The organism is Rhodoglobus aureus, assembly GCF_039527955.1.
Lineage (GTDB): Bacteria > Actinomycetota > Actinomycetes > Actinomycetales > Microbacteriaceae > Rhodoglobus > Rhodoglobus aureus.
On the sequence record NZ_BAAAKW010000011.1, the window covers coordinates 1 to 23444 of the forward strand.

A 23444-nucleotide genomic window follows, 5' to 3' on the forward strand; every position below is an offset into this window, starting at 1 on the left:
GGCCCGCACCCTTCCGCACGCGTTGCGGTCCATCCAGCTGGCCGATGAGCAAGTCGCTGAACTCTCGATGCTGTGCGGATTCGACGACGATGTCCTTGGACAAATTGTCGCGACCAGCAACCGAATCCGCGGCCTCCTCACCCAGATCCACCCAGCTTTGGAGCGGGTTCTGGGCCCGCACCTCGACCACCCGGCAGTGCTGGACCTGCTGCAGAAGTACCCGTCGCCAGCGTCGATGAAAGCCGCTGGCACGGTTCGCCTCGGCAACCGCCTGATCACGCGGGCACCCCGGATGGGACGTCGCCTCGCCGCCGAAATCACGCAGGCCCTCAGCGAGCAAACGGTCGTCGTCGTGGGCACNAACTCGTCGACGCCCACCCTCTTCAACCCGTCCTGATCAGCATGCCCGGAGTCGGGGTCAGGACCGCCGCGAGACTCCTCACCGAAGTCTCCGGCAAAGACTTCGCCACCGCCGGACACCTCGCCTCCTACGCCGGCCTCGCGCCCGTGACTCGACGTTCGGGCTCATCGATACGCGGCGAACACAGCTCCAGGCGAGGCAACAAAGTCCTCAAACGGGCACTGTTCCTCTCCGCCTTCGCCGCCCTCCACGACCAAACATCACGGGCCTACTACGACCGGAAAATCGCCGAAGGCAAGAGACACAACCAAGCACTCCTAGCCCTGGCCCGACGCCGCTGCAACGTCCTCTACGCCATGATGCGCGACGGCACACTCTACGAGAACGAACCGAACAAACACGCCCTCGCCGCTTGACAAAAAACATAGGGGCACCCCCCGAACGGGTGCCGGAAGAGCGAACCTGAAGGCATGATAAACCCGATTGCTGTGAACAGCCATCGCTTGGCGATGCTTACCTCGAGCGCTGGTTTCGATGCACCGTATCTTCCCGCAACACTCCTAATCGCCGAGGTAGGCGGCCAGTTCGCGGAGATTGCTCACGGTGACCGTCGGTGGGTGGAAGTGTTCAGGATAGGTCGCGGCAGTTCGATTTATCCACACGGTAGACAGCCCCGCTTCAGTAGCTCCGTGAATATCCCAGGGATGCACGGCGACGAGGTATGCGATTCCGTCGGTGCCGGTTCTGGCAAGCGCGTCTTCATAGGCGGCACGAGCTGGCTTCCACGGCGAGTGGCCTTCGACCGAGAGTAGATCGGTGACGAGGGACGAGATACCCGCAGTCTCTAGCAGGCGTTTGGCGGTAGTCGTCGGCCCGTTCGATAGCGTGAACAACCGGTGTCCTGCGTTATGAAGGTTGCGAATGCCTTCGGCAACATCGGCATGCAGTTGAACATGTGAGAAGGCATGCAGCACTGCATCCACTGAATCTTTGAGCGATCCGTTGAGGTGAAGCCCCCGCAGGGTGTCTCTCGCGCTGGTCGCAGCAATCTCGCCAAAGAGCGCAGTGCTTCCCGCTGTTGTCAGCGCGAAACCATCGCGGAGGATTGTGTTGAACCACGTTGCGGCCACCGGCCGTCCCGCGCCTATTTCTTCGAAAACATCGGCAACGGGTTCGAGATTCGACAGCGTCTCATTGACGTCAAAAAAGATCGTAAGTGCACGACCACTCATTTGTCACACCGGCTTTCGTTCGTAGCAGTGTCGCGCCTAAGAGGAGTGGCCCGGCACCGTGTATAGCTACGGTACGCGCAGTATCGACCGCATCCGCGAGATCCAGAACACGAGCGAGCCGAAGGCGAGCATCACGACGATGATGAGGCCAACGTAGAAGAAGACGCTGGCGTAGCCGGTGTCGGGGTGCAGGAACGGGTAGGGCACCCATCCGTCGGTCGCACCGCGTACGAGCACGACGACAACCCAGACGATGGGATAGATGAGCACGATCCACAGGCGGTTGAAGCCGATGCGGGCACGGTCGGAGAACAGAATCCAGTCAGCTAGTGCGTAGATCGGCGTGATGATGTGCAGGGCAGTGTTCGCCCAAGCGACAGGCACGCCGCCGGCCGCACCGAGCGGCGCGAGCAAGGTCGCGTATACGACGCCAACGATGATGATGTAGGTCGTGACCGAGCCGCGTGCGATATTCAGCCGCAACGACTATAGCGACGGACGTTCGCCGGGCGTGACAGCTACTCAAGAAATGCTCATCAGAGGGGGAGTGCTATTGGGCGGTGTCAGGCGTATGGTCAAGCCACGCTCGACATCCACAATAGAAAGCTGGTTCGTCATGGCAGGTAAATCTCCGCGAAGCGGAAGCGTAAAAAAGGAAGCCAAGCTGTCGCTCAAAGACAAGCGGGCACAGAAGCGCGCAAAGCTCGACGATACGGGCTACATTAAGCCCCGCAAAGGGCACTAGCGGCCACTAGGGCGAACGGTTAGTTGCGCACCTTGCTGCGACCGAAAATCAGCCACAGGATCGAACCCAAGATCGACAAGAAGAACGCCACCAAGATCCACACGAACTTGCCGAGAACGCCGTGGTTGGTGCTTTTGGCGATGGATACGACCGTGATGATGAAGATGATCAGGCTAACAAAGCCAAAACTGAAAGTAATAGGTTCCATGGTCTAAAGCTAATGGGCGTGGCACTATCAACTTATGAGTTTGCTGGATGCCGCGTGGCAATCCCTCGGGGAAGATGCCGCAGCCCTCGCCCTAGTGCGCGACCACGGCACTGCTGTGCCTCTCGCCGGGGCACTCCCGTCGGGTCGTTTCGTTCACGATGCCATTGCTGCAGCCTCGTTCTCCGCCTCATTGCTTGGGGCACGCCGGGTCGGATGCGCGGTGCCCTCTGTCGAACTCGACTCAGCCAAAGTCGCCACCGCGGTCTCAAGCGACAAATACTTTCGGCAAGACGGCGAACCCGTCTCAGCGTGGGCAGAGCTCTCCGGCTTCTGGCCGTGCAGCGACGGCTGGGTTCGCACCCACGCCAACTACCCGCATCATCGGGATGCGCTGCTGAGTGCACTCGGTCTCGCTAATGACACCGGTGCCGACGAGTTCATGCTCGCCCTGCACCCGATGATTGCCGCCGATGTGGAAAGCAAAGTTCTTGCCGCCGGGGGAGTCGCGACAGTGGTGCGCACGCCCGAAGAGTGGGCCGAGCATCCGCAAGCCCAACAGCTTGCAAACCTGGCGGTTGTCGAACTGACCACGCTCAACGACACAGCGCCAGCCCAGCTCAGCGAAACGACCGTTGACGCACCGCTCGCTGGGCTCCGCGTGCTTGACCTCACCCGCGTGATCGCCGGGCCCGTTGCTGGGCGCACCCTCGCGCTCTGGGGAGCCGACGTTCTGCGCATCGACAGCCCACGGCATCCAGAGATCGGGTGGCAACATCTCGACACTGGAGCCGGCAAACGCTCTGCGCTGCTCGACCTCGACGACACCGCCGACCGAGCAACCTTCGAGAAACTACTCGAGACTGCGGATGTTGTACTCACCGCCTACCGCCACGGTTCTTTAGATAAGTTCGGTCTTTCACCCGCGGCTCTCGCCGAGCGACGCCCAGGCGTGATCGTGGGCCGCCTTAGCGCGTGGGGAACAGCCGGACCGTTGGCTGAACGCCGTGGCTTCGACAGCATCGTGCAGGCCGCAACCGGCATCGCGATGGCCGAGGGTGACGGATCGGGTACCCCGGGTGCTCTGCCAGCTCAAGCACTCGACCATGCGGCCGGGTATTTGCTCGCTGCCGGAGTCACGACGGCAGTGCGTCGCCGCATTGATGTCGGGCATTCGTGGCTCGTGGAGGTCTCACTCGCGCGTCTGGCAACTGAGCTGTTGCAGCAGCGTCGACCACGGCATGCGCCGGCGGCATCTGGTGGTTTTGTGCCGACGGTCACTACTCGTGACAGGGTGACAAGCGCCGTGGCGGCTCCTCACTACGCTGGTGGCCCGAGCAATTTTCCGACCCCAGCTGTTGAGTGGGGTTCTAGCGAAGCAAAATGGCTAACCTGAAATAATCCCGTGTCGGCGGTGGTTGGCATCATGGACTTCAACAAGGATGGACTTATGACTGACACTGCTGCTCCTGCTCTCTCGCCCGAAGCTAAGCTCGCGAAATTTCGCGAACGCCGCGACCAGGCGGTCGTGCAGCAAAACGGTAACCTCGCGCTAACCAACACTCAGTGGGTTGACGCCGAGCAGACCATTTGGGGTGTGCCAGGCACGTGGGCTCCGCACGAGGATGGGCTCACCGTCACGGCCACGGCGGAAGACAACATTGTGGTTGATGGCGTGCTCGTCGAAGGCTCAGCCGTAGTGCGCAGCAAAAGCAGCGAAAATCCCAGCGCGATCGTCTTCGGCGAGACGGTGACCGGGTTCGTAATCAAGGCCCCCGAGGGCAACCACGCCCTGCGCGTCTGGGACACTAACTCCCCGGCCATCCAAGAGTTCGGCACGATCGATGCGTACTCCTACAACCCCGACTGGGTCATCACGGCAGCCTTCACGCCCAACCCGGAAGGCACCACGCTTGGCTTCGAACACCTCAAAGACAACGGCCAAGAGCGTGAGCAGCCGATCCCCGGCAACATCTCATTCACTCGGGACGGCGTTGACTACAGCCTCGCCGCCTTCAAGTCGGGCCGCGCGCTTCAGCTCGTTTTCGCTGATGCAACGAGCGGCGTCGACACCTACAGCGTTGGCCGTTTCCTCTTTGTGGCGCCTAACCCCGATGGCAGCATCGTTCTCGACTTCAACCTCGCGATTTTGCCGCCCTGCGGCTTCAGCTACAACTTCAACTGCCCAATGCCTCCGAAGCAGAACCGTTTCTCCGTAGCGATCGAGGCCGGCGAAAAGAACGTACTCAAGAAAGACGGATCGCTGCTTCACGACTAGCTACGGTTGCGTGTTAACTGTTCGGCGAATGCGTTTCCAAGAACTCAAACACTTCGGTCGAGTCGACACCCGGATACATTCCGGTGGGCATCGCCGCAAGTAACGAACTATTGAGGCGCGCACTCGGGATTGAATGCTTCGCCCAGCGCTCCGAAAGATTTTCGGGGGCGCTGCGGCAGCATTCGTCATCGGGGCAGGTCGATGTTGCCCGGTTGGTGGTGTCGCGCCCGCGGAACCACTTTGCCGACGCAAACGGGGTGCCCAGACTGACGGAGAAATCGCCGCGATGATTTGACTGGATGCGCGACGTGCACCAGTAAGTGCCGCCCGGTTTATCGGTGTACTGGTGGTACGGGCTAAAACGGTCCTCCACGTCGAACACTTTGCGCGCGCTCCAGTTGCGGCACACAGTTTGTCCCTCGATGGAGCCGAGCGCATCCGTGGGGAACGCCGCGTTGTCGTTCTCGTAGGCCTTCGAGATTGTTCCGCCTTCGTGCACTTTGAGAAAGTGCACCGGCACACCCAGATGTTCGGTGGCGAGATTCGTGAAGCGGTGGGCCGCTGTTTCATACGGCACAGCAAACGCATCTCGCAGATCTTCAACAGAGAGCTCGCGCTGCGCTTTGGCGGCAGTCAAGAATTCCACAGCGGTCTTCTCCGGAACCATCAGGGCGGCAGCCAAATAGTTGGTCTCCACTCGCTGGTGCAAGAACTCGGCATAATTCGCAGGTTCCCGGATGCCCAATACATGTCCGGCGAGAGCCTGCAGCAACGTCGACCTCGGGTCGGTGCTCTCGGCCTGCGCCACCGGCAGGTAGATGCGGCCATTGCGCAGATCAGTGACGCTGCGAGTGGATCCGGGCAAGTCGGGCACGTAGTGCAGCGAAAACCCGAGGTGCGAAGCGAGGTCGGAGGCCACCCGCTGGGAGAGTGGACCACCGGCGTGGCCAACAGCATCCAATAGTTCACGGGCAGTGGTTTCGAGTTCGGGGAAATAGTTGTTTTGTTTGCGCATCATGCGGCGCAGCTCGGTGTTTGCCCGTCGAGCCTCTTCTGGGGTCGCAGCACGCTCTCGGTGCAGCCGTTGGAGTTCATCGTGCAGCCCGAGCACGGTTTCGATCGCTTCGTCACTCAGGGTCTTGCGCACGGGCAAGTCGGGCAAGGCGAGAGAGGAATAGAGGGGGCCGCGCTGGGCACGCTCGAGGGCAATCTCAAGGGCGGCTCGGCGCGAGGGCGGCTCGCTGTTGAGCAGGTCGTCGACGCTCACGTCAAAAATGCGGGCCAACTTCTGCAGTTCGCTGAGCTTCAGTTCGCGCTTTCCATTTTCGATAACTGAGACCTGGGAGGCGGCGCGACCCAGCGCAGCGCCAAGGTCATCGAGCGTGAGTCCGCGGTCGGTGCGCAGTTGCCGAACGCGGCGGCCAACGGTGAGGGAATCGAGCATGTCCTCATCGTCTGCCTGCGTGAGCGTGCGTAGGTTCATCTCAACGTCCTCCTTGACGACCTTCTGCGGAAAAACAGAAGAATTGAAAGAATTCTGCCCTAAAAGCCGGTGAAGAACCAGTGCAATGCGTCCAGAGTCGAAGAAACACAGTACCCACGCAATGACGAACAGACCGAGGAGCACACCATGACGAACAACCGCCCAGGCGACCAGATTCAGACCGCAGCCGAACTCGAAACCGAGTGGAAGACGGATGCCCGCTGGAACGGCATCGACCGCGACTTCAGCGCTGAAGACGTCATCGCCCTGCGCGGAAGTGTTCGTGAAGGTCGCACCCTCGCACGTCGGGGAGCAGAGAACCTGTGGAACCTCATCCAACGCGACGACACCGAATGGGTTGCCGCGCTCGGAGCACTCACCGGCAACCAGGCGGTGCAGCAAGTTCGTGCAGGGCTCGAGGCGATCTACTTGAGCGGATGGCAAGTTGCCGCCGACGCGAACCTCTCGGGCCAGACGTACCCTGACCAGAGTCTTTACCCCGCAAACAGTGTTCCTGCGGTCGTTCGCCGTATCAACAATGCGCTGATGCGCGCCGACCAGATTGAGACCGCCGAGTTCGGTGCCCCTGCTACCGACTGGATGGCACCCATCGTCGCGGATGCTGAGGCGGGCTTTGGTGGGCCGCTCAACTCCTACGAGCTCATGTCCTCGATGATCGAGGCCGGAGCTGCCGGCGTGCACTGGGAAGACCAGCTCGCCTCAGAAAAGAAGTGCGGCCACATGGGCGGCAAGGTTCTGATCCCCACGGCCCAGCACATCCGCACTCTCAACGCGGCCCGCCTTGCTGCCGATGTTGCTGGGGTCTCAAGCATTATCATCGCCCGCACCGATTCCCTCGCGGCCGACCTCATCACCAGCGATGTGGATGACCGTGACAAGCCATTCCTCACCGGAGAGCGAACGAGCGACGGTTTCTACCGCACCACCCCGGGCATCGAGACGGTGCTCAGTCGCGGCCACGCCTACGCTCCCTATGCAGATCTGCTGTGGGTAGAGAGTGCCAAGCCCGACCTTGAGCTGGCGCGAACGTTTGCGGAGAGCATCCACAAAGAGTTCCCTGGCAAGAAGCTTGCTTACAACTGCTCGCCATCGTTCAACTGGAAGCGTCACCTCGATGATGCTCAGATCGCAACATTTCAGCGCGAACTTGCTGCCATGGGCTATGCCTTCCAGTTCATCACGCTTGCCGGATTTCACGCTCTCAACCACTCGATGTACACCCTCGCCAAGGGTTACAGCGAGCGACACATGAGCGCCTATGTGGAACTGCAAGAGGCCGAATTTGCGTCAGAAGCCGACGGCTACACGGCAACGCGCCACCAGCGCGAAGTCGGCACGGGGTACTTCGATCGCATCGCGACCGCTCTCAACCCCACGAGCGAAACGCTCGCCCTGGTCGGAAGCACCGAAACCGCTCAGTTTCACTAAACCAGCCGAACCCATCCTCACGTCGCTTAACACACCAACAATTTTCTAAGGATATCTAATGACTACTCGCAGAATGGAACCGATCGCTGAATCGCAGGACCGATTTAGTGAGATCCTCACACCGGAAGCGCTGCACTTTCTTACTCGACTGCACGACCAGTTCGCTGGCCGTCGGCACGACCGCCTTGCAGCACGCATGGAGTCGCGCAAGCACATAACCAATGGCCGCAACCTGCGCTTTTTGCCCGAGACGGCAGCCATTCGTGAAGACCCCAGTTGGCGTGTTGCCGGTGCGGGCCCCGGCTTGCATGATCGTCGCGTTGAGATCACGGGCCCAACGGACCGCAAGATGACGATCAACGCCATGAACTCGGGTGCCAAGGTGTGGCTCGCAGATCAAGAAGACGCTACTAGCCCGACTTGGCAGAACGTGATCGGCGGGCAAGTGAACCTTCACGACGCAATCCGTCGCCAAATCGATTTCACAACTCCCGAGGGCAAGACTTACGCACTGGGCGAAGAGACGCCGACGATCGTCATGCGTCCTCGCGGCTGGCACCTAGTAGAAAAGCACTTGCGGTACACCGACCGTGCTGGGCTGCGCACACCGGCTTCCGGTTCGCTCGTTGATTTCGGGCTCTACATATTCCATAACGCGCACGAACTGATCGAGCGCGGCAGTGGGCCGTACTTCTACATCGCCAAAATTGAGAATCATCTCGAAGCGCGCCTGTGGGATGACGTGTTCACGTTCGCAGAGAACGCCCTCAACATTCAGCACGGTACGATCCGCGCGACAGTGCTGATCGAGACAATTCCTGCTGCGTTCGAGATGGATGAGATCTTGTACGAGCTGCGGGAACACTGCGCTGGGCTCAATGCCGGCCGCTGGGATTACATCTTCTCGATCATTAAGAACTTCCGCGGTCGTGGAGCGAATTTTGTTCTTCCTGATCGTGCCGCTATCACCATGACAGTGCCATTCATGCGGGCATACACCGAACTGCTGGTGTCGACCTGCCACAAGCGGGGAGCGCATGCTATCGGCGGCATGAGTGCCTTCATTCCGAACCGTCGCGACCCCGAAGTGACCGCTCGAGCATTGGATGCGGTGACCCGAGACAAGCGCCGCGAGGCCACTGACGGCTTCGATGGCACCTGGGTCGCGCATCCGGATCTCATCTCGACCGCTCGTGCAGAGTTCGACACAGTGTTGGGGGATCGCCCTAACCAGATCGACCGTTTGCGTGATGACGTGCATGTGACAGCCGAGGACCTACTCGACCTGCGCATTGACGGATCGGTGACGGATGCCGGAGTGCGCTCCAACGTTTCCATCGCGGTGCGCTACATCGAGAGCTGGTTGCGCGGAGTTGGCGCCGCCGCGATCGACAACCTCATGGAAGATGCGGCAACAGCCGAGATCAGCCGCAGCCAACTGTGGCAGTGGATGCACCAGCGCGTTGTTACTGCTGAGGGAACGGCGATTACGCACAGTCGTATCGAGACTGAGTTGAAGGAAACGCTCGCCGAAATCGAGCGCACCCCCGGCGACCGGTTCGACGACGCGGCCGCAGTCTTTCGTGAAGTAACGCTCGAGGAGGAGTTCCCCACGTTCCTCACCCTGAGCGCGTACAGCAGCTACCTCGTTGAGCAACAACGGGAGAACGCAGCCTGACGACACTGCGGGCTAGCCACGCTCGATACAGGCGCTCGATCAGCGTCGATCGAGCGCCCCAAGGCTAGCCCGCAGCTTCGCGCCACGAACCGAGGCAGTAGGCCACGAACCGACCTAGCACGCTAGCGTCGGCGGGTCAGGGCAGACTAGTGATGTGTTCATAGTCCTCTCCCGCGTTGGCGCCCAGGTGACAGCAACTCTGGTGGACCCCGAGGGCGTTCACCTTGAGCAGCATCCTGTGGATGATCTGCCGCAGTTTGTTGCTGAGCACGAGCCCCAGCATCCGCGTTGGGTATGGCACGACACCGCCGATTGGTATCCCGAGCTGCTGCGATCACGAGTTCGGGTTCAACGCTGTTTCGACCTGCGGTTGTGCCACACGATTCTGCGAAATTCGGCCCTGAGCTCATTTTCTGAGTTGGCCCAAGCTCAGCCTGGTCCCTGGGATGCACTCGGCGCAGCAGTTCTCACTCCGATCGAGGGCCGCTCTGGTCCCGCTCACTCCACGCTGTTCGACTTTGAACAGCCCCTCGTCAGCGAAACCACAGATCCCCTGGATGCTCTCAACGAATTTGAGCGTCAACGCGTCTCACTCGCGGGCTCCGTGGATCCGGCACGACTCTCGCGCTTGCTCGCTGCTGAATCAGTCGGCGCCCTCATCGCCGCCGAAATGCGCTTTGCCGGCTTACCGTGGAGTGTTTCCGCACACGACCAGATCCTCACTGAGATGCTGGGGCCGCGGCCTACCGTTGAGGGCGATCGTCCGAGTAAACTCCAGTTCCTCGCTGAGAAAATCCGCTCTCTGCTCGACGCGCCCCAACTCAATCCCGATTCGCCAAACGATCTGCTCCGTGCCCTCACCGTGGCCGGAGTTCAGACCACCTCAACGCGCGCTTGGGAGCTGAAGCAACTGAAGCATCCGGCAATTGAGCCACTGCTCGAATACAAGAAGATGTCGCGGCTGCTCGCGGCGAACGGCTGGAACTGGCTCGACTCGTGGGTGCGTGATGGGCGCTTTCGCCCCGACTACGTGCCCGGAGGTGTCGTGACGGGCCGATGGGCCACCAGCGGGGGAGGTGCTCTCCAATTGCCTCATCTGATTCGCGGTGCGGTGATTCCTGACGCCGGCTGGAAGCTTGTTGTCGCCGATGCCTCGCAGCTTGAGCCGCGCATTCTTGCCGCCATGTCAGCGGATCGCGGAATGGTCGAAGCAGGAGCATCCGGCGACCTCTACGAGGGAATCGTTGCCAGTGGCGCGGTGGAGACGCGTGCTCAGGCCAAGCTCGCGATGCTCGGCGCAATGTACGGGGCAACAACAGGTGAAAGTGGCCGGCTCATGCCGAAGCTTGCCCGTGCCTACCCTCGCGCGATTCAGATGGTGGAGGATGCTGCGCGAGCAGGTGAGCGCGGAGAAGTCGTCTCCACCCAGCTTGGTCGAGGCTCACCGCGTGGTGCAGACACCGGCACCTATGACGATTCGCTGACTCCGGCCCAGCGCTCAGCGGAACGAGAGCGTGGCCGTTCGTGGGGTCGGTTCACCCGCAACTTCATCGTTCAGGGCACCGCAGCAGAGTGGGCGTTGTGTTGGATGGCGAGCATTCGAGTTCGGCTTGATGCGCTTGCCGCTGGCACGTGGCTCACCGAATCACCGCACCTCGTCTTTTTCCTGCACGACGAAGTAGTCATTCACTCTCCTGCGGAGTCGGCGGAGGCCGTTGCTGTGCTCGTTGCGGATGCGGCGCACGAGGCAGGCCGATTATTGTTCGGCGGACTGCCAGTGACGTTTCCACTCACTGTTGCAATCGTCGACCGCTACGACGCCGCAAAGTAGATTCGGCTGTCATTACCGAGCCTCACGATTGAACTCCAGCCCGGAGCCCCAGCCGTCAACTTCAGCTTTGAATCCTGCCGGTGTTCCCTAACATCCACTTAGACGATGCGCGTCGCCTGCAGTGTGAACGTGAGCGGAACCAGCTCTGCAGCGTCCGTCAGCTGATATTCGCCGTCGTCCCCTCGAGTCATGTGTCCGGGTAGCGCGTCCCAGGGCACACTTCGATGTTCCACAAAGCCGTCGATTCGCATCCCGTGATTGAGCAACGCGGTGATTGTCTCGCCGATTCCGTGATTGAACTCATGAATAACGTTCGCGACGAAAACGTGATCGGTCTCGACATAGGTTTCGGGTTGATCCCAGACGAGGGCATCAGGTTGTTCAAAGTAGGGGTACCGCACGACAATCTCTTCGCGGTTTGCGTCATCGAGCCCGCGAAGCATGGGGTGTCCTTCCCTGATGAACAGTCTTCCCCCGACGCGAAGCAGCGTGGCAACAGTTTGGGCCCACCGGTCGATGCTCGGCAACCAGCAAATTGCACCGATTCCGGTATAAACAAGGTCAAACTCTTCGCCGGCGAGCAAGGAGGGCGCGTCGTACACTTCGCCGTGTACGAACCGGGCGGATGCGCCGCTGCGCTCAGCGAGAGATCGCGCTTCGGCGAGGGCTGCGGGAGCGAAGTCGAGCCCCGTCATGGAGGCACCGAGGCGCTCGAGCGATATAGTGTCGGTGCCGATGTGGCACTGCAAATGGATACCGCGCATCCCCGAAATATCCCCGAGCAGCGGAACATCAAATCGCACGACGTCGCTGAGAAAGCTTGCATCGCCGACAAACTTGTCGACCGCGTAGTCGGGGGACTTGGCGTGAACGCTCGCACGCTCATCCCAATTGGCAAGGTTTACGGTGACGTACTCGGGAACTTCGGTCATGGGAGTTGCGCTGCTTCGCTGTGAGAATCGGCGGCCGGTCGTCCCCGTCTGGGCTGCGTTGTGTTCAGCGGGAATGCGGATGCTCTGCCCTCTACATTTGCCCGCTGCAGAGACTTCTCGACGAGATCGAGCCAGTGCAGTTCAGCCTCTGCGTGCGCCTGCATTGAATCAGCGACCAGCTCTTGCGCGAAGTCTCCGGCATCTATTACGTCCACGCGTGAAGTGGCACGCAGTGTGAGGGCGTCGAGGGCGCCACGTGTTGCTTGCCGTTGTTGTTCGATGACATCGTTTGCATCCACGCCGGGAAGGGTTACTGCCAGAGCGACTTTCAACGCCAGTTCATCGCGGCCAACCGAATAGCGCTCCACGGGAGAAAAGAGCCACTGATCTGACTCGCGCTGGCCGGCAGCCGTCACGGTGTAATAGGTGTGCTGAGTCGAGGGGGAATCTAGATCAGCATTACCGTCGCCGGTACCCACAGCCTTATCGACGAGTCTGTCTCGCACGAGTCGATCGAGGGTGTTGTAGACCTGCCCGACGTTCAGCGGCCAGGTCGAGCCTGTGCGGCGATCGAATTCTGCACGAAGCTGATAGCCATAACACGGCCCTTGCGCCAGAATCGCAAGCAAACTGTGGCGGATAGACATGTAATACCTTCCGGGTAAGTCAATGCTGAGTATGCACCAACTGACCCTAATGAGCTAGTGGATGCTCGCAGACTCGGTCGCAGCGTGTCGAATTCTCGCGCACTAGTGGTCGAGCTCGGGTCGCCAATGTGCGCTTTAGCGCTGAGAGACAAAATGACAAAGTATCCGACGCTTCCGTTGCGAAATGTCTGTCGGTCTCTCGCAGTGTCTGGATGATCTGGACTGATTCCCACCGATTTCGTTCAACCCGACTTCGGACTGCATACTCGGGTGCGTGAGTGACACTTTCGCGCCGCAGTCGGCGGCACAACCAGTTCCTGAGTCGATCAACGATCGCGAATTCATTCTGACCTACTCGTCAGGCAGCCAAGTTTCAGCGACATCGCCTACTCGTTTTCGCTATCACCAGCAGGGGCAAATGATCTGGGGCGAGTACTTCGGCGGCACTGTTTCCGTTGGGCGTTTCGTTGGCCGCCGTGACGCTGACGTGCTCTCGATCCGATTCGCTCATCGGCCTGTTTCTGGTGCTGAGGTTGTGCTCGGCACGGCCCACAGCACGATTCGTTGGAGTGACACGGGCGAGCTTGAGCTCTACGAGACCTTTGAGAAGGATGGCGAACCGCACGTCAGCATCTGCACCGAAGCGGAGCGACATGCAGCCTGGCCTGAGCTCGACCCCAGTTCCCGCAGCACGCCTCAGCTCGACGGTACGACATTCGTTCTCGAAGAGTCCTCCGCAAGCACAGTGAGTGCTGAGCCGACGCGATTCGAGTTCGATGAGAACTCTGGCGTCGTGTGGGGGTTCTATTTTGGTGACACCGTCACCTCAGGACACTGCGTTGGTCGACTCCGTGACGGTGTGCTCGATGAGTACTTCGTGCACCACGTAATCGCGAGTGACGCGACTTTGTTGGGGGATAGCAGCACAACGCTCGGTCGCCGAGCTGACGGCCGACTCGAACTCGTCGAGGCGTTTGTCTTGGATGGCGTTCCCGGCAAGAGCGTGTGCGTGCAGGTCGTCTAAGGGATCCGCAGCATTCGCAGCTGCGGCATCCGCAGCTTGGGCGTCAGGCAACACCGACGCACGTCAGCCTCGCGGCATTAGCCGTTGAGTCCAGCACGATTGGGGTCAGCGCGAGTAAAGCGGGTTAGCCCGAGCTGAGCGGGTTCTTGCTCGCGTTCGGGCAGGTCGAGCGGCAGCAGGTAGGGCCGTTGGAACACTTCATCAAGCACCAGCACGGTCTCTAACGACTTCACCTCGGGCAGCACCGACAGCACGCCAACAATGAAGTCGTGGATCGCACCCACCTCGTGGCCTCTGATCAGCAACATCGCATCGTGTTCGCCCGTCGTAATGCGGCACGACTCGATCTCGGTCATGTTGGTGATGCGGTCGCGAAAACTTGCCCAGGTTTGCGGATGCACGGAGAGAAACACGAGAGCGCAGATGCCGAGCCCTGTTTTCGCTGGATCAACTTGGGCGCTAAATCCCGTAATGACACCGTCAGACATGAGCTGTTCGACCCTGGTGTAAACATTCGCGCGGGAGACGTTTACCTTCTCCGCAAGCGCTGACATCGATATTCGTCCGTTATAGCGGAGCTCACTCAATATCTTCAGGTTGATCTCATCCAATACGGGCTGTGATTGTCCAGCGGTGGAGGATGCGCTGGTTGCTTTGCTAGACATATTGTGCGAAGTCTCCCTCATCTTTGAACCAAGGTCTGAACTATGCTCCCTTTGATTGGACAGACTAACGCTAATTGTGCCAATCTCAAGAAAAGCCGTCCAGCGGCAGTTCCACAACCACAAGGAGTTCCTTTTGCGTAAACAGTTCCGCTATGTCGCGGCAGCATTCGGATTGACTGCGTCACTGGCACTCGCCGGTTGTGCCGCAGCAGCACCCGAAGTAAGCGACAGCATTGTCATCGACACCGCATTCACGCTTGAGACCGCCGACCCCGGTCGCAACTACGTCCCCACCGGCTACATGGTGTCGAAGGCTCTCTACGAGACGCTCCTCGACTTCGCTGGGTCAGATGAGTCGACTCCGGTTGCCGGACTCGCGACCTTCACTCAGAACGATGACGCAACAGTCTTCACATTCACTCTCAACGAGGGCCGCGTATTTTCCGACGGATCAGCGGTCACCGCTGACGACGTCGTGTTCTCGCTCAACCGCGTCGCCGGTATGACCGAGAGCAAAGCGAACTTCCTGATGAACGGCATCACCGTCACCAAGGTCGACGACATGACGGTCGAACTGAGCACAGAGACTCCCTCGCTCAAGCTTCCCGCCCTCATGACGAACCCGTCGCTCGCCATCCTGAACTCGAAGCTGGTTGTCGAAAACGGTGGAACAACCGACGACTCCGACGCTGCAGAAGAGTTCTTGAACTCCAACTCGGCAGGATCGGGCCCGTACGTGCTCGATCGGGTCAGCTTCGAGTCGCAGGTAGTACTCACCGAGAACGAAAACTACAACGGTGACGAAGAAATCGACTTCACCCGCGTCGTCATCCGCAACGTTTCTGAAGCAGCAACTCAGAAGATCAACCTCGAGGGCAACGACTCGCAAATCGCCGTCGACCTCAGCGGAGACCAGGTCGCAGGCCTCAGCGATGGCATCAACGTGTTCTCGACCCCATCAGCACAGACGATCTTCCTGCTGATCAACCAGGACTCCGAAGTGGGCGGCGTCACTGCGAACGCCGACTTCGCCAATGCTGTTCGCTACGCGCTCGACTACCCAGGACTTCTCGAACTGGCCGGTGCCGGCTCCGCGCAGGCAACCGGAGTCATCCCGCCCTCCTTCCTCGGAGCGCTTGCCGACGGTGTCGAGCAGGACCTCGACGTATCAGCAGCATCGCTTGCGGCATCCGGCTACGACGGTGAGAGCATCACCCTTGAGTACCCGAACGACTACCCGGTTGGTGGCGTGAGCTTCACCCCGCTCGCCGAGCGCATCCAGTCGCAGCTCGCTGACGCGGGAATCACCATCGAGCTCGCTCCGGCGCCGTTCACCACCCAGATCGACAGCTACGTAACCGGCGCTGAAGCATTCAGCATCTGGTTCTGGGGCCCCGACTACGCCGACTCCGCAAACTTCCTTCCCTTCGTGGCAGGACAGAAGGTTGGACTGCGCGCAGGCTGGACTGCAGAGCAGGATTCGGATGTAGTGAACCTCGCTGCGGCAGCAGAGAACGCAACGAACTTTGAGGAGCGCGAGACCGCGTTCAGCAACTTCGCTGAAGCCATGCAGCAGCGTGGACCGTTCGTCCCGCTGATCGTGCCCGGCTCGAACATTGCTACCGCTGAGTACATCTCCGGAGTTGCTTACAACTCCACCTGGACGATGGACATCGCCGAGCTGCAAGCTAAGTAGAAGGAATCACTAGCGTGGGAAAACCAGCCCGCGCGACTCGCAAGTACCCGCCCAGATCACCTCTGGTCGGGTACTTGCTTCGTCGCCTCGGAACCTCAGTGTTGCTCCTCTTTGGAGTCACCGTTGTAACGTTTGCTCTCGCGAACCTTGTGCCAGGTGACCCGATTGCGGCGGCGCTCGGTGAAGGGGCGGCGAGCAACCCTGCGACAGTTGAGGCCTACATCCAGGAACGCGGCCTCGACCAGCCGCTCCCGGTTCAGTACGCCAACTACATCGGTGGTTTGTTCCAGGGCGACATGGGCATTTCGTTGCGCACCGCTCAGCCCGTTGCATCCGACCTCGCTAAAGCAGTGCCCGCAACAGTAGAAATCGCTTTGCTGGCAATAGTGGTCAGCTTGGGTGTCGGCGTTGCGCTTGGCTCACTCGCGGCCTACCGGCGCGGCAAGATCAGCGACCAGCTCGTCCGAGTGCTCTCGCTGATCGGCCTCAGCATCCCGACTTTCTGGATGGCGCTCGTCAGCTTCAACTTCTTCTTCCTGCAACTGCGCATCGCCCCCGGTGCGGGGCGGCTCTCGCCGATTCTGCCGCCGCCACCCCCGGTGACCGGGTTCTTTACGGTTGATTCCCTGCTGGCGGGTCAGTGGGTGACCTTCACCGACGCGCTGGCTCACCTCATGCTTCCCGTGTTCGTGCTCTCGCTCTTCACCATTGGGCTGCTGACCAGATTCGTGCGCACTTCAGTTCTTGAAGTGTTGGATGCCGACTACGTTCGAGCAGGACGGGCCAAGGGACTCAGCGGGCCGCGGTTGTTCTTCGGTTATGTCTTGCGGGGTGCATCGCTACCCATCCTCACGATCGTCGGCCTCGCATTCGGAGTGCTGCTGTCGGGCACGGTGCTCGTCGAAGCAGTGTTCGCGTGGCCCGGTTTGGGCAGCTACGCCTACAACTCGGCAACGAGCCTCGACCTTCCCGGCGTCATGGGCGTCGGTCTTGTCGTCGGCGTCGTGTACTTGACCATCAATTTCGCCGTCGATCTTCTCTACGGTGTACTCGACCCGAGGGTGAGACTCGCATGAGAAAACGTTGGCTAAGAATTCCCGCAGCCTGGATAACACCGCTTGGCGTCATCGGCGCGATTATCGCCGTTGCCTGGGTCGGTATCGCCTTTACCGCTCGACTGTGGATTCCTGTAGATCCGTTGTCGCAGGACTTGCCCCGCCTTCAGGCTCCGGGCATCGACACACTGATGGGCACGGATGCTCTCGGCCGTGACGTCTTCTCGCGGCTTATGGCGGGCGCTGGCGTCACCATCCCGCTAGCGCTCACGCTTGTGCTCATGTCGCTTGTTGTGGGCACCCTGATCGGCGCAATTGCCGGATACTTCGGCAAGTGGGTCGACGAACTCTTGATGCGTTTGACCGACTTGGTCATGGCTTTCCCCACCGTCATTCTCGCGATGGTGGTCGCTGCGGCTCTTGGCCCGTCGCTCTTCAACGCGGTGATTGCGGCCTTCGTTGTTTCGTGGCCGCAGTACGCCAGAATGACGCGAAGTATTGTGCTGGGCCTTCGCACCCAAAACTACGTAATGGCCGGTCGCCTCATGGGCTTCTCACCATTCAAGACGCTGCGCGTTGATATCGCACCGAACGTTGTTGGCCCGATCCTGGTGTTGGCGAGCCTCGATGTTGGTACGGCGATTCTGTTGCTGACGGGACTCTCCTTCCTCGGGCTTGGTGCGCAACCACCGACGCCAGAGTGGGGCTCAATGATCTCTGCAGCCATACAGAACTTCGATAGCTGGTGGATCGGGTTGTTCCCCGGTTTGGCCATCCTCACTGTCGTGATGGCCTTCAACTTCGTCGGTGATTCGCTGCGCGACATCTTCGATCCCACCTCACAGGTGTCACGAGCGGCGGCACGGTCATGAGCGACATAACGACACCAGGTTCTGCGGATGCCGCGAGCACTACCGTCAGCCCAGCGCTGACGATTGACGCGCTCACCATCGGAATCGGCTCGCGAAAAGACGTCAAAGCCCTTGTCAAGGGCATCAGCCTCTCGCTCACCCCCGGACGCGTTCAGGGGCTTGCGGGGGAGTCGGGGTCGGGAAAGACTGTGACGTCGTTGGCAATCTTGGGTCTCCTGCCAAGCAACGCGATTGTTGGCGGGTCGATTCGACTGGGGGATACCGAACTTGTTGGCCTGCCACGGCGCCAGCTGAACGACATTCGTGGTCGTCGTATCGCCATGATCTTTCAGGATCCGTCGTCGAGTTTGCACCCGCAGTTGATGGTCGGAACGCAGCTGACCGATCACGTCAAGCGTCACATGAAACTCTCCGCGAAGCAGGCGCGAGCGCATGCGATCGAACTTCTTGACCGGGTGCGTGTTCCGAATCCGGCGGAAGCACTTTCGCGGTATCCGCATCAATTCTCGGGCGGTCAGCGACAACGGATTGCTATCGCAATCGCGCTAGCGTGCGATCCCGACGTGCTGCTTGCCGACGAGCCAACGACTGCCCTGGATGTGACGGTTCAGGCCGGCATCCTTCACTTACTTCGTGACCTGGCTGATGAACGCCAGCTCGCGCTGTTGCTTGTCACTCACGACCTCGGTGTCATGAGCGCTATCGCAGACGATATTGCGGTTATGCGCCACGGCGAAGTTGTTGAATCGAATGTGCGCCAAGAGATCTTTGACAATCCGCAGCACGAATACACTCGGGAGTTGCTCGCGTCTCTGCCCGGCGCAGCGGGCTTTCAGGAGGCAACGAAATGAGCGAACTGCTCGAGGTCTCTGACCTCGTTATTGAGTACCACGGCGCAAGCGTCGTGCGAGCCGTCGACAAGTTTTCGATGACCATCGCCCCTGGTGAGGTTCTCGCGCTCGTCGGAGAGAGCGGTTGTGGCAAGTCGAGTTTGGCCCGTGCCGTTGTCGGTATGGAGAAGCCGCGATCGGGAAGCGTCGACTACCGCGGCTTGAGTGTTCCCTTCCTTGGTGTGCGGCGCCGTAGATCGAACTTCACCTCGATTCAAATGGTGTTTCAAGACCCGAACTCTTCGCTCAATCCCCGAGTTCGAGTCGGCCAACAAATTTCTGAAGGTATTCGCGCCGCGATAGAACGTGGCGACGAAGGATCCAGCCCCGAAGAGTGGCTTGAGCGAGTAGGGCTACCCATTGGCATGGTTTCTCGTTACGCCCACGAGTTGTCTGGGGGGCAGCGTCAGCGTGTAGCTATCGCCCGTGCGCTTGCGGCACGCCCCGATCTCTTGGTGGCCGATGAGCCGATTTCTGCTCTGGATGCTTCGAGCCAGGCGTCTGTTGCCAACATGATGCGCCGGCTCGCGCTCGATTCCGGGGCGGGGTTGCTCTTCATCTCGCACGACCTCGCGATCGTGCGTCTTATTGCCGACCGTACCGTGGTGATGTATCGCGGACGGATCGTGGAGTCGGGGGTATCCGACCTCATTTGGAACGACCCCGCGCATCCATACACTCGTGCGCTGATCTCTGCGATTCCCGAGCCGGACGGCAAAGGAATCCTTCCCGCAGCGCCCGCCGCCGACGCTCCAGAAGAGTGGCGCAGCAGCCTCCCAGAGGCTCTCAACCGCGTATAGAGCAACTGCAGTTTCACGAATCTCACTACGCGTCGCCGTGCGCTCGCATTCATTGCGACGTCACGCGCCAATCGCAAGGTCAGGGGTGTCCCTTATGCCGAACTCGTGGAGCAGCGCTGAGCGCGCGGCGTAAAAGCCGCACAGACCATGCACTGCCGTCCCTGGCGGAGTCGACGACGACGCGAGGTAGATTCCCTTCGTGGGAGTGCGCCAGGGATCAGTTGAGATCACTGGGCGCTTGAGCAGTTGCGCGATCGTCACAGCGCCCGCAGAGAAGTCGCCCCCAACGTAGTTGGGGTTGTATTGCTCAAGGTCCATCGCGGTCATGTGACGTGAATCGAGGACCAGGTCGCGGAAGCCCGGCGCGAACCGCTCGATCTGCGCAATGATCGCCTCGGTCATGTCGACGTTTGAGCCGTTAGGAACGTGCGCGTAGGCCCAGAGTACGTGCTGATCTTGGGGGGCCCGGCTCGGGTCGACGACTGTCGGTTGCGACACAAGCACGTAGGGGGACTCGGGGTGGATTCCCTTCGCAACCTGCGCTTCGGAATGGGCGATCTCTTCGCGCGACCCCCCGAGATGGATAGTGCCCGCACTGCGCACCTCTGGATTGGTCCACGGAACGGGTCCGGAGAGCGCGAAGTCGATCTTCGCGGCTGCGTTTCCGTAGTGAAAACGACGCAGCGCTTTGCGGTAGCGCGCCGGGAGGCGATCGCCGGCGATGCGCTCGAGGGCGCGGGCCGAGACATCCAGCAATACTGCTTTCGACGAGGGCAACTGGTCAAGCGAGTGTACCTCGGTGCTGGTGGTGATCTCGCCGCCGTGGGCGCGCAGGTCGTCTGCCATCGCTTCGATAATGCCTTGGCTGCCTCCTACCGGAATTGCCCAGCCGCGCGCGTGCGCCTGTGCCCCCAACAGGAGTCCTGCCCCGGCCGTCGAGAGGCTCGGCATCGGACCGATCGAATGTGCGTTGACGCCCGCGAGCATTGCGGGGGCGATACGTTCGCGAAAACGTATGTTCCAGGCTGGGGAGCCCTGTTCGAGAACACGCGCCCCGAACGCGGCTGCGGCGATCGGATCGCGCGGAAGTCGAAGTAGTTGGTTGCTTGTGAAGTCCGTAACGGCATCGATGCGGTCGACGAGTGGTTTCATGAGGCGACGCCAGGCCGCGCCATCGCGTCCAAGTGCTTCGGCCGTGAGGTCGAGATCGCGGTAAGCGATTCCCGCCTCGCCGTTGTCTAGCGGGTGCGCGTAGGAAATCTCCGGAATAATGAAGTCGAGTCTGTTGGTGAGCTGGAAAGCCTGGAAAAATGGCGACGCAAGTGCCATCGGATGAACAGCCGAGCAGATGTCATGCCGGAAGCCTGGAAGCGTGACCTCCCCAGTGCGAGCGCCACCTCCGATCGTGTCATTGCGTTCAACGACCTGCACGGATAACCCAGCCCGCGCCATCGTCACTCCCGCCGCGAGCGCGTTTGGTCCCGACCCGACAATGACAACATCCGTATCCGACAATTAAAGCCTTTCGGTTTCCCAGCCCTACGAGACTACTAGTGCGCGCGAGCTTGTGGCTGAGCAAGGACCGCGCCCAGATCCTGTACCCGTATCTCAACATCGTCGCGGAGGATCCGGAGCAACTCGCCGCGCTGACCGCAGTGCATGCTGTTCGACACGATCACACGAATGTAACTACATGCTTGTATTTTCGGGGTTTCTTCGGCGATAATGGCCCTAAAGCGGTTCTCCGCACAATTTAATAGCTTCAGTGTTGTCGCAGACACCGTTCGTGGGTCGATGGGGAAGTCGCACCCAAACGGAACGGAGATATCGTGACTGCACAAAACGCTCGCGGAGTGCTCTACGTGCACTCTGCTCCTCGCGCGCTTTGCCCACACATCGAGTGGGCAGCTGGTCGCGCTCTTGAACGTGCCGTTAATTTTGACTGGGACGATCAGCCGGTGCTCAAAGGTTCTCAGCGTGCTGAGTTCTATTGGGAGGGCCCTCAGGGCTCCGGCGCAAAACTTGCTTCCTCGCTTCGCGGCTGGGAACACCTTCGCTTTGAAGTCACCGAAGATCCGACCCCCGGTAGCGATGGAGGGCGTTGGATGCAGACGCCGGACCTCGGCATCTTCTTTGCTCAGACCGACACTGTCGGCAACATGGTCATCCCTGAAGATCGCGTTCGGTACGCCATGGAAGTAGCTGGTTCAGACGCTTTCGAACTTCATCGCGAACTTCGCTTGGCACTAGGCCAGGCGTGGGATGACGAACTTGAGTCATTCCGTCACGCAGGTCAAGACTCCGCTGTGGTCTGGCTTCACAAGGTGGGATGACAATGATTTCTGCGCAAATTCGAATCCCGGATCTCACTGTCAACACGCACGTTCCGCTTCTGGAATGGCAAGACTGCACCGATGTCGTTTTCGACTATGACGAATCTACTTTTGATGGCGAGTGCGCTGTGCACGATGGATGTCGTTCGATTCTCTAGTGTGCGTGGCTAGTGCGGCGCGCCCTGTTTGTTCGCTGGGAGCCAGACTTTCAGTTGGTATCCAGCGGAGCCTCGGCGTAACGTCAGGTTGTGGCCGGAAGCGTTCGGGTGCGGTCGCTACAGTCGACCGTTCCTTAGTTGTCAGACTTCGACCTTCTGGCTGAAACCATTTCAGGATCGGGAAGGAACATTATGTCAAGGTTTGACGGAAAAGTAGTTCTCATCAGCGGCGGCGCACGCGGCATGGGGGAGTCACACAGCCGAGCGATTGTTGCCGAGGGTGGCAAGGTCGTCATTTCTGACGTGTTAGATGCCGAAGGCCAGTCTCTCGCTGATGAACTCGGCGAGAATGCGATCTACACCCATCTCGATGTCACTAAGGAAGACGAATGGAACGCGGCCGTCAAACTGGCCGTCGACAGCTTCGGTGGGCTCCATGTTCTCATCAACAATGCCGGAATTGTTAACTTCGGCACGCTCGACTCGTACGCCGAAAAGGACTGGGCGTTAATCATCGGCATCAATCTCACCGGTGCATTCTTGGGTATCAAGGCTTCGGCACCGGAGCTCATTAAGAACAAGACTTCGTCGATCGTCAACATCTCATCGACCGCCGGAATGCAGGGTTACGCCGCACTTCACGGGTACACCGCCTCGAAGTTCGGACTGCGCGGGCTCACCAAGTCTGTTGCGATGGAATTGGGATCGCAGGGTGTTCGCGTGAACTCGGTTCACCCGGGTGGCATTCGCACACCCATGACTGACGGCCTCGACGTCGGAAACCCCGGAATTCCGATCAATCGCATCGGTGAGCCAGAAGAAGTCACCAACATGGTGCTCTTCCTCGCGAGCGAAGACGCCAGCTTCTCGACCGGCTCCGAGTTCATCATTGATGGCGGTACCCTTGCAGGCGAAGGCGCTGTCAACTAACACCAAAGCACTACGAAGTGTGTAACGACAACTAGCGCACTTAACACGATATCGCCCGCCAGATCAACGATCGTGGCGCCCGGGTTCTAGTTCGAAGTGCAACACGGTGTGGTTTCGTTCGATGATAGTTCTTGGAAGACTTCGGCGGGTGTTGCCCAGCCGAGGATTTTGCGTGGCCGG

22 protein-coding genes and 1 pseudogene are annotated in these 23444 nt (G+C 60.1%); 15 read left to right on the top strand and 8 right to left on the bottom strand.

All coding sequences use genetic code 11. The features are described 5' to 3' along the window. A pseudogene (locus ABD112_RS02355) lies at positions 1-777 on the top strand (transposase); the annotation flags it as partial. Between the two features lie 144 nt (positions 778-921). Here ABD112_RS02355 and ABD112_RS02360 read toward each other — a convergent pair. From ABD112_RS02360 to ABD112_RS02370, 3 genes are all read right to left on the bottom strand, one after another. Next, the gene (locus tag ABD112_RS02360) at positions 922-1593 is read right to left on the bottom strand and encodes a haloacid dehalogenase type II (protein ID WP_343922832.1); all 672 of its coding nucleotides are present in this window, start codon (positions 1591-1593) and stop codon (positions 922-924) included. 66 nt (positions 1594-1659) lie between these two features. Continuing rightward, a complete protein-coding gene (locus tag ABD112_RS02365; RefSeq protein ID WP_343922834.1) occupies positions 1660-2076 on the bottom strand; it encodes a Pr6Pr family membrane protein in 417 nt (138 codons plus the stop codon). 281 nt (positions 2077-2357) lie between these two features. Further along, entirely contained in the window at positions 2358-2546 is a 189-nt protein-coding gene (locus ABD112_RS02370; RefSeq protein WP_343922836.1) for a PLDc N-terminal domain-containing protein, read from the bottom strand. Positions 2547-2580: 34 nt separating this feature from the next. Between ABD112_RS02370 and ABD112_RS02375 the strand changes: the two genes are divergently transcribed. Continuing rightward, positions 2581-3939 (top strand): CoA transferase, encoded by a 1359-nt coding sequence (locus ABD112_RS02375; RefSeq protein WP_343922838.1) that lies wholly within the window; start codon positions 2581-2583, stop codon positions 3937-3939. Between the two features lie 54 nt (positions 3940-3993). Further along, positions 3994-4821 (top strand): DUF1684 domain-containing protein, encoded by an 828-nt coding sequence (locus ABD112_RS02380; RefSeq protein ID WP_343922840.1) that lies wholly within the window; start codon positions 3994-3996, stop codon positions 4819-4821. Between the two features lie 13 nt (positions 4822-4834). Here the strand turns inward: ABD112_RS02380 and ABD112_RS02385 are convergent, their stop codons facing one another. Further along, positions 4835-6304: a helix-turn-helix domain-containing protein gene (locus tag ABD112_RS02385; RefSeq protein ID WP_343922842.1), complete on the bottom strand. Its 1470-nt coding sequence runs from the start codon at positions 6302-6304 to the stop codon at positions 4835-4837. A 147-nt stretch (positions 6305-6451) separates the two neighbouring features. Here ABD112_RS02385 and aceA point away from each other — a divergent pair, with 147 nt between their 5' ends. The 3 genes from aceA to ABD112_RS02400 all read left to right on the top strand — a co-directional run bounded on the left by aceA (position 6452) and on the right by ABD112_RS02400 (position 11262). Continuing rightward, positions 6452-7753 carry an isocitrate lyase gene (gene aceA / locus ABD112_RS02390; RefSeq protein WP_343922844.1) on the top strand — a complete coding sequence of 434 codons (1302 nt, stop codon included), beginning with the start codon at positions 6452-6454 and terminating at the stop codon, positions 7751-7753. A 58-nt stretch (positions 7754-7811) separates the two neighbouring features. After that, complete coding sequence (aceB, locus tag ABD112_RS02395; protein WP_343922846.1) at positions 7812-9431, top strand: malate synthase A; 1620 nt, start codon at positions 7812-7814, stop codon at positions 9429-9431. Positions 9432-9585: 154 nt separating this feature from the next. Then, positions 9586-11262, top strand: a complete 1677-nt coding sequence (locus ABD112_RS02400; protein ID WP_343922848.1) for a bifunctional 3'-5' exonuclease/DNA polymerase — start codon at positions 9586-9588, stop codon at positions 11260-11262. Between the two features lie 98 nt (positions 11263-11360). Here the strand turns inward: ABD112_RS02400 and ABD112_RS02405 are convergent, their stop codons facing one another. Together ABD112_RS02405 and ABD112_RS02410 are read right to left on the bottom strand one after the other, a co-directional pair. Then, positions 11361-12194, bottom strand: a complete 834-nt coding sequence (locus tag ABD112_RS02405) for a class I SAM-dependent methyltransferase (protein WP_343922849.1) — start codon at positions 12192-12194, stop codon at positions 11361-11363. Next, positions 12191-12841: a PadR family transcriptional regulator gene (locus ABD112_RS02410; RefSeq protein WP_343922850.1), complete on the bottom strand. Its 651-nt coding sequence runs from the start codon at positions 12839-12841 to the stop codon at positions 12191-12193. Before ABD112_RS02410 ends, ABD112_RS02405 begins: the two co-directional genes overlap by 4 nt. Before the next feature lie 274 nt (positions 12842-13115). Here ABD112_RS02410 and ABD112_RS02415 point away from each other — a divergent pair, with 274 nt between their 5' ends. Beyond that, positions 13116-13865 carry an avidin-fold protein gene (locus tag ABD112_RS02415; protein ID WP_343922852.1) on the top strand — a complete coding sequence of 250 codons (750 nt, stop codon included), beginning with the start codon at positions 13116-13118 and terminating at the stop codon, positions 13863-13865. A gap of 77 nt (positions 13866-13942) precedes the next feature. Here ABD112_RS02415 and ABD112_RS02420 read toward each other — a convergent pair whose 3' ends face one another. Continuing rightward, positions 13943-14530 (bottom strand): Lrp/AsnC family transcriptional regulator, encoded by a 588-nt coding sequence (locus tag ABD112_RS02420; protein ID WP_343922853.1) that lies wholly within the window; start codon positions 14528-14530, stop codon positions 13943-13945. 133 nt (positions 14531-14663) lie between these two features. On the opposite strand from ABD112_RS02420, the gene ABD112_RS02425 reads away from it, so the two are divergent. Genes ABD112_RS02425 through ABD112_RS02445 form a run of 5 tightly spaced genes read left to right on the top strand, consistent with a single transcriptional unit; the run spans position 14664 to position 19843 of the window. Then, positions 14664-16226, top strand: coding sequence for an ABC transporter substrate-binding protein (locus tag ABD112_RS02425; RefSeq protein ID WP_343922854.1), 1563 nt, complete (start codon positions 14664-14666; stop codon positions 16224-16226). Between the two features lie 14 nt (positions 16227-16240). Further along, on the top strand, positions 16241-17302 hold the full coding sequence (locus tag ABD112_RS02430) for an ABC transporter permease (protein WP_343922856.1): 1062 nt from the start codon (positions 16241-16243) through the stop codon (positions 17300-17302). Continuing rightward, a complete protein-coding gene (locus ABD112_RS02435) occupies positions 17299-18153 on the top strand; it encodes an ABC transporter permease (protein WP_343922857.1) in 855 nt (284 codons plus the stop codon). Before ABD112_RS02430 ends, ABD112_RS02435 begins: the two co-directional genes overlap by 4 nt. Beyond that, positions 18150-19004, top strand: coding sequence for an ABC transporter ATP-binding protein (locus ABD112_RS02440; RefSeq protein WP_343922859.1), 855 nt, complete (start codon positions 18150-18152; stop codon positions 19002-19004). The genes ABD112_RS02435 and ABD112_RS02440 overlap by 4 nt, the downstream gene beginning before the upstream one ends. Beyond that, positions 19001-19843, top strand: a complete 843-nt coding sequence (locus tag ABD112_RS02445; protein WP_343922861.1) for an ABC transporter ATP-binding protein — start codon at positions 19001-19003, stop codon at positions 19841-19843. The genes ABD112_RS02440 and ABD112_RS02445 overlap by 4 nt, the downstream gene beginning before the upstream one ends. A gap of 60 nt (positions 19844-19903) precedes the next feature. Here ABD112_RS02445 and ABD112_RS02450 read toward each other — a convergent pair whose 3' ends face one another. Beyond that, positions 19904-21358 carry a phytoene desaturase family protein gene (locus ABD112_RS02450; protein WP_343922863.1) on the bottom strand — a complete coding sequence of 485 codons (1455 nt, stop codon included), beginning with the start codon at positions 21356-21358 and terminating at the stop codon, positions 19904-19906. Between the two features lie 314 nt (positions 21359-21672). Between ABD112_RS02450 and ABD112_RS02455 the strand changes: the two genes are divergently transcribed. The 3 genes from ABD112_RS02455 (at position 21673) to ABD112_RS02465 (ending at position 23264) form a co-directional block, all read left to right on the top strand. Continuing rightward, on the top strand, positions 21673-22176 hold the full coding sequence (locus ABD112_RS02455) for a DUF3145 domain-containing protein (RefSeq protein WP_343922864.1): 504 nt from the start codon (positions 21673-21675) through the stop codon (positions 22174-22176). Positions 22177-22178: 2 nt separating this feature from the next. Beyond that, positions 22179-22334, top strand: coding sequence for a hypothetical protein (locus tag ABD112_RS02460; protein ID WP_343922865.1), 156 nt, complete (start codon positions 22179-22181; stop codon positions 22332-22334). Positions 22335-22526: 192 nt separating this feature from the next. Beyond that, positions 22527-23264 (top strand): SDR family oxidoreductase, encoded by a 738-nt coding sequence (locus tag ABD112_RS02465; RefSeq protein ID WP_343922866.1) that lies wholly within the window; start codon positions 22527-22529, stop codon positions 23262-23264. Positions 23265-23444 lie beyond the last annotated feature (180 nt).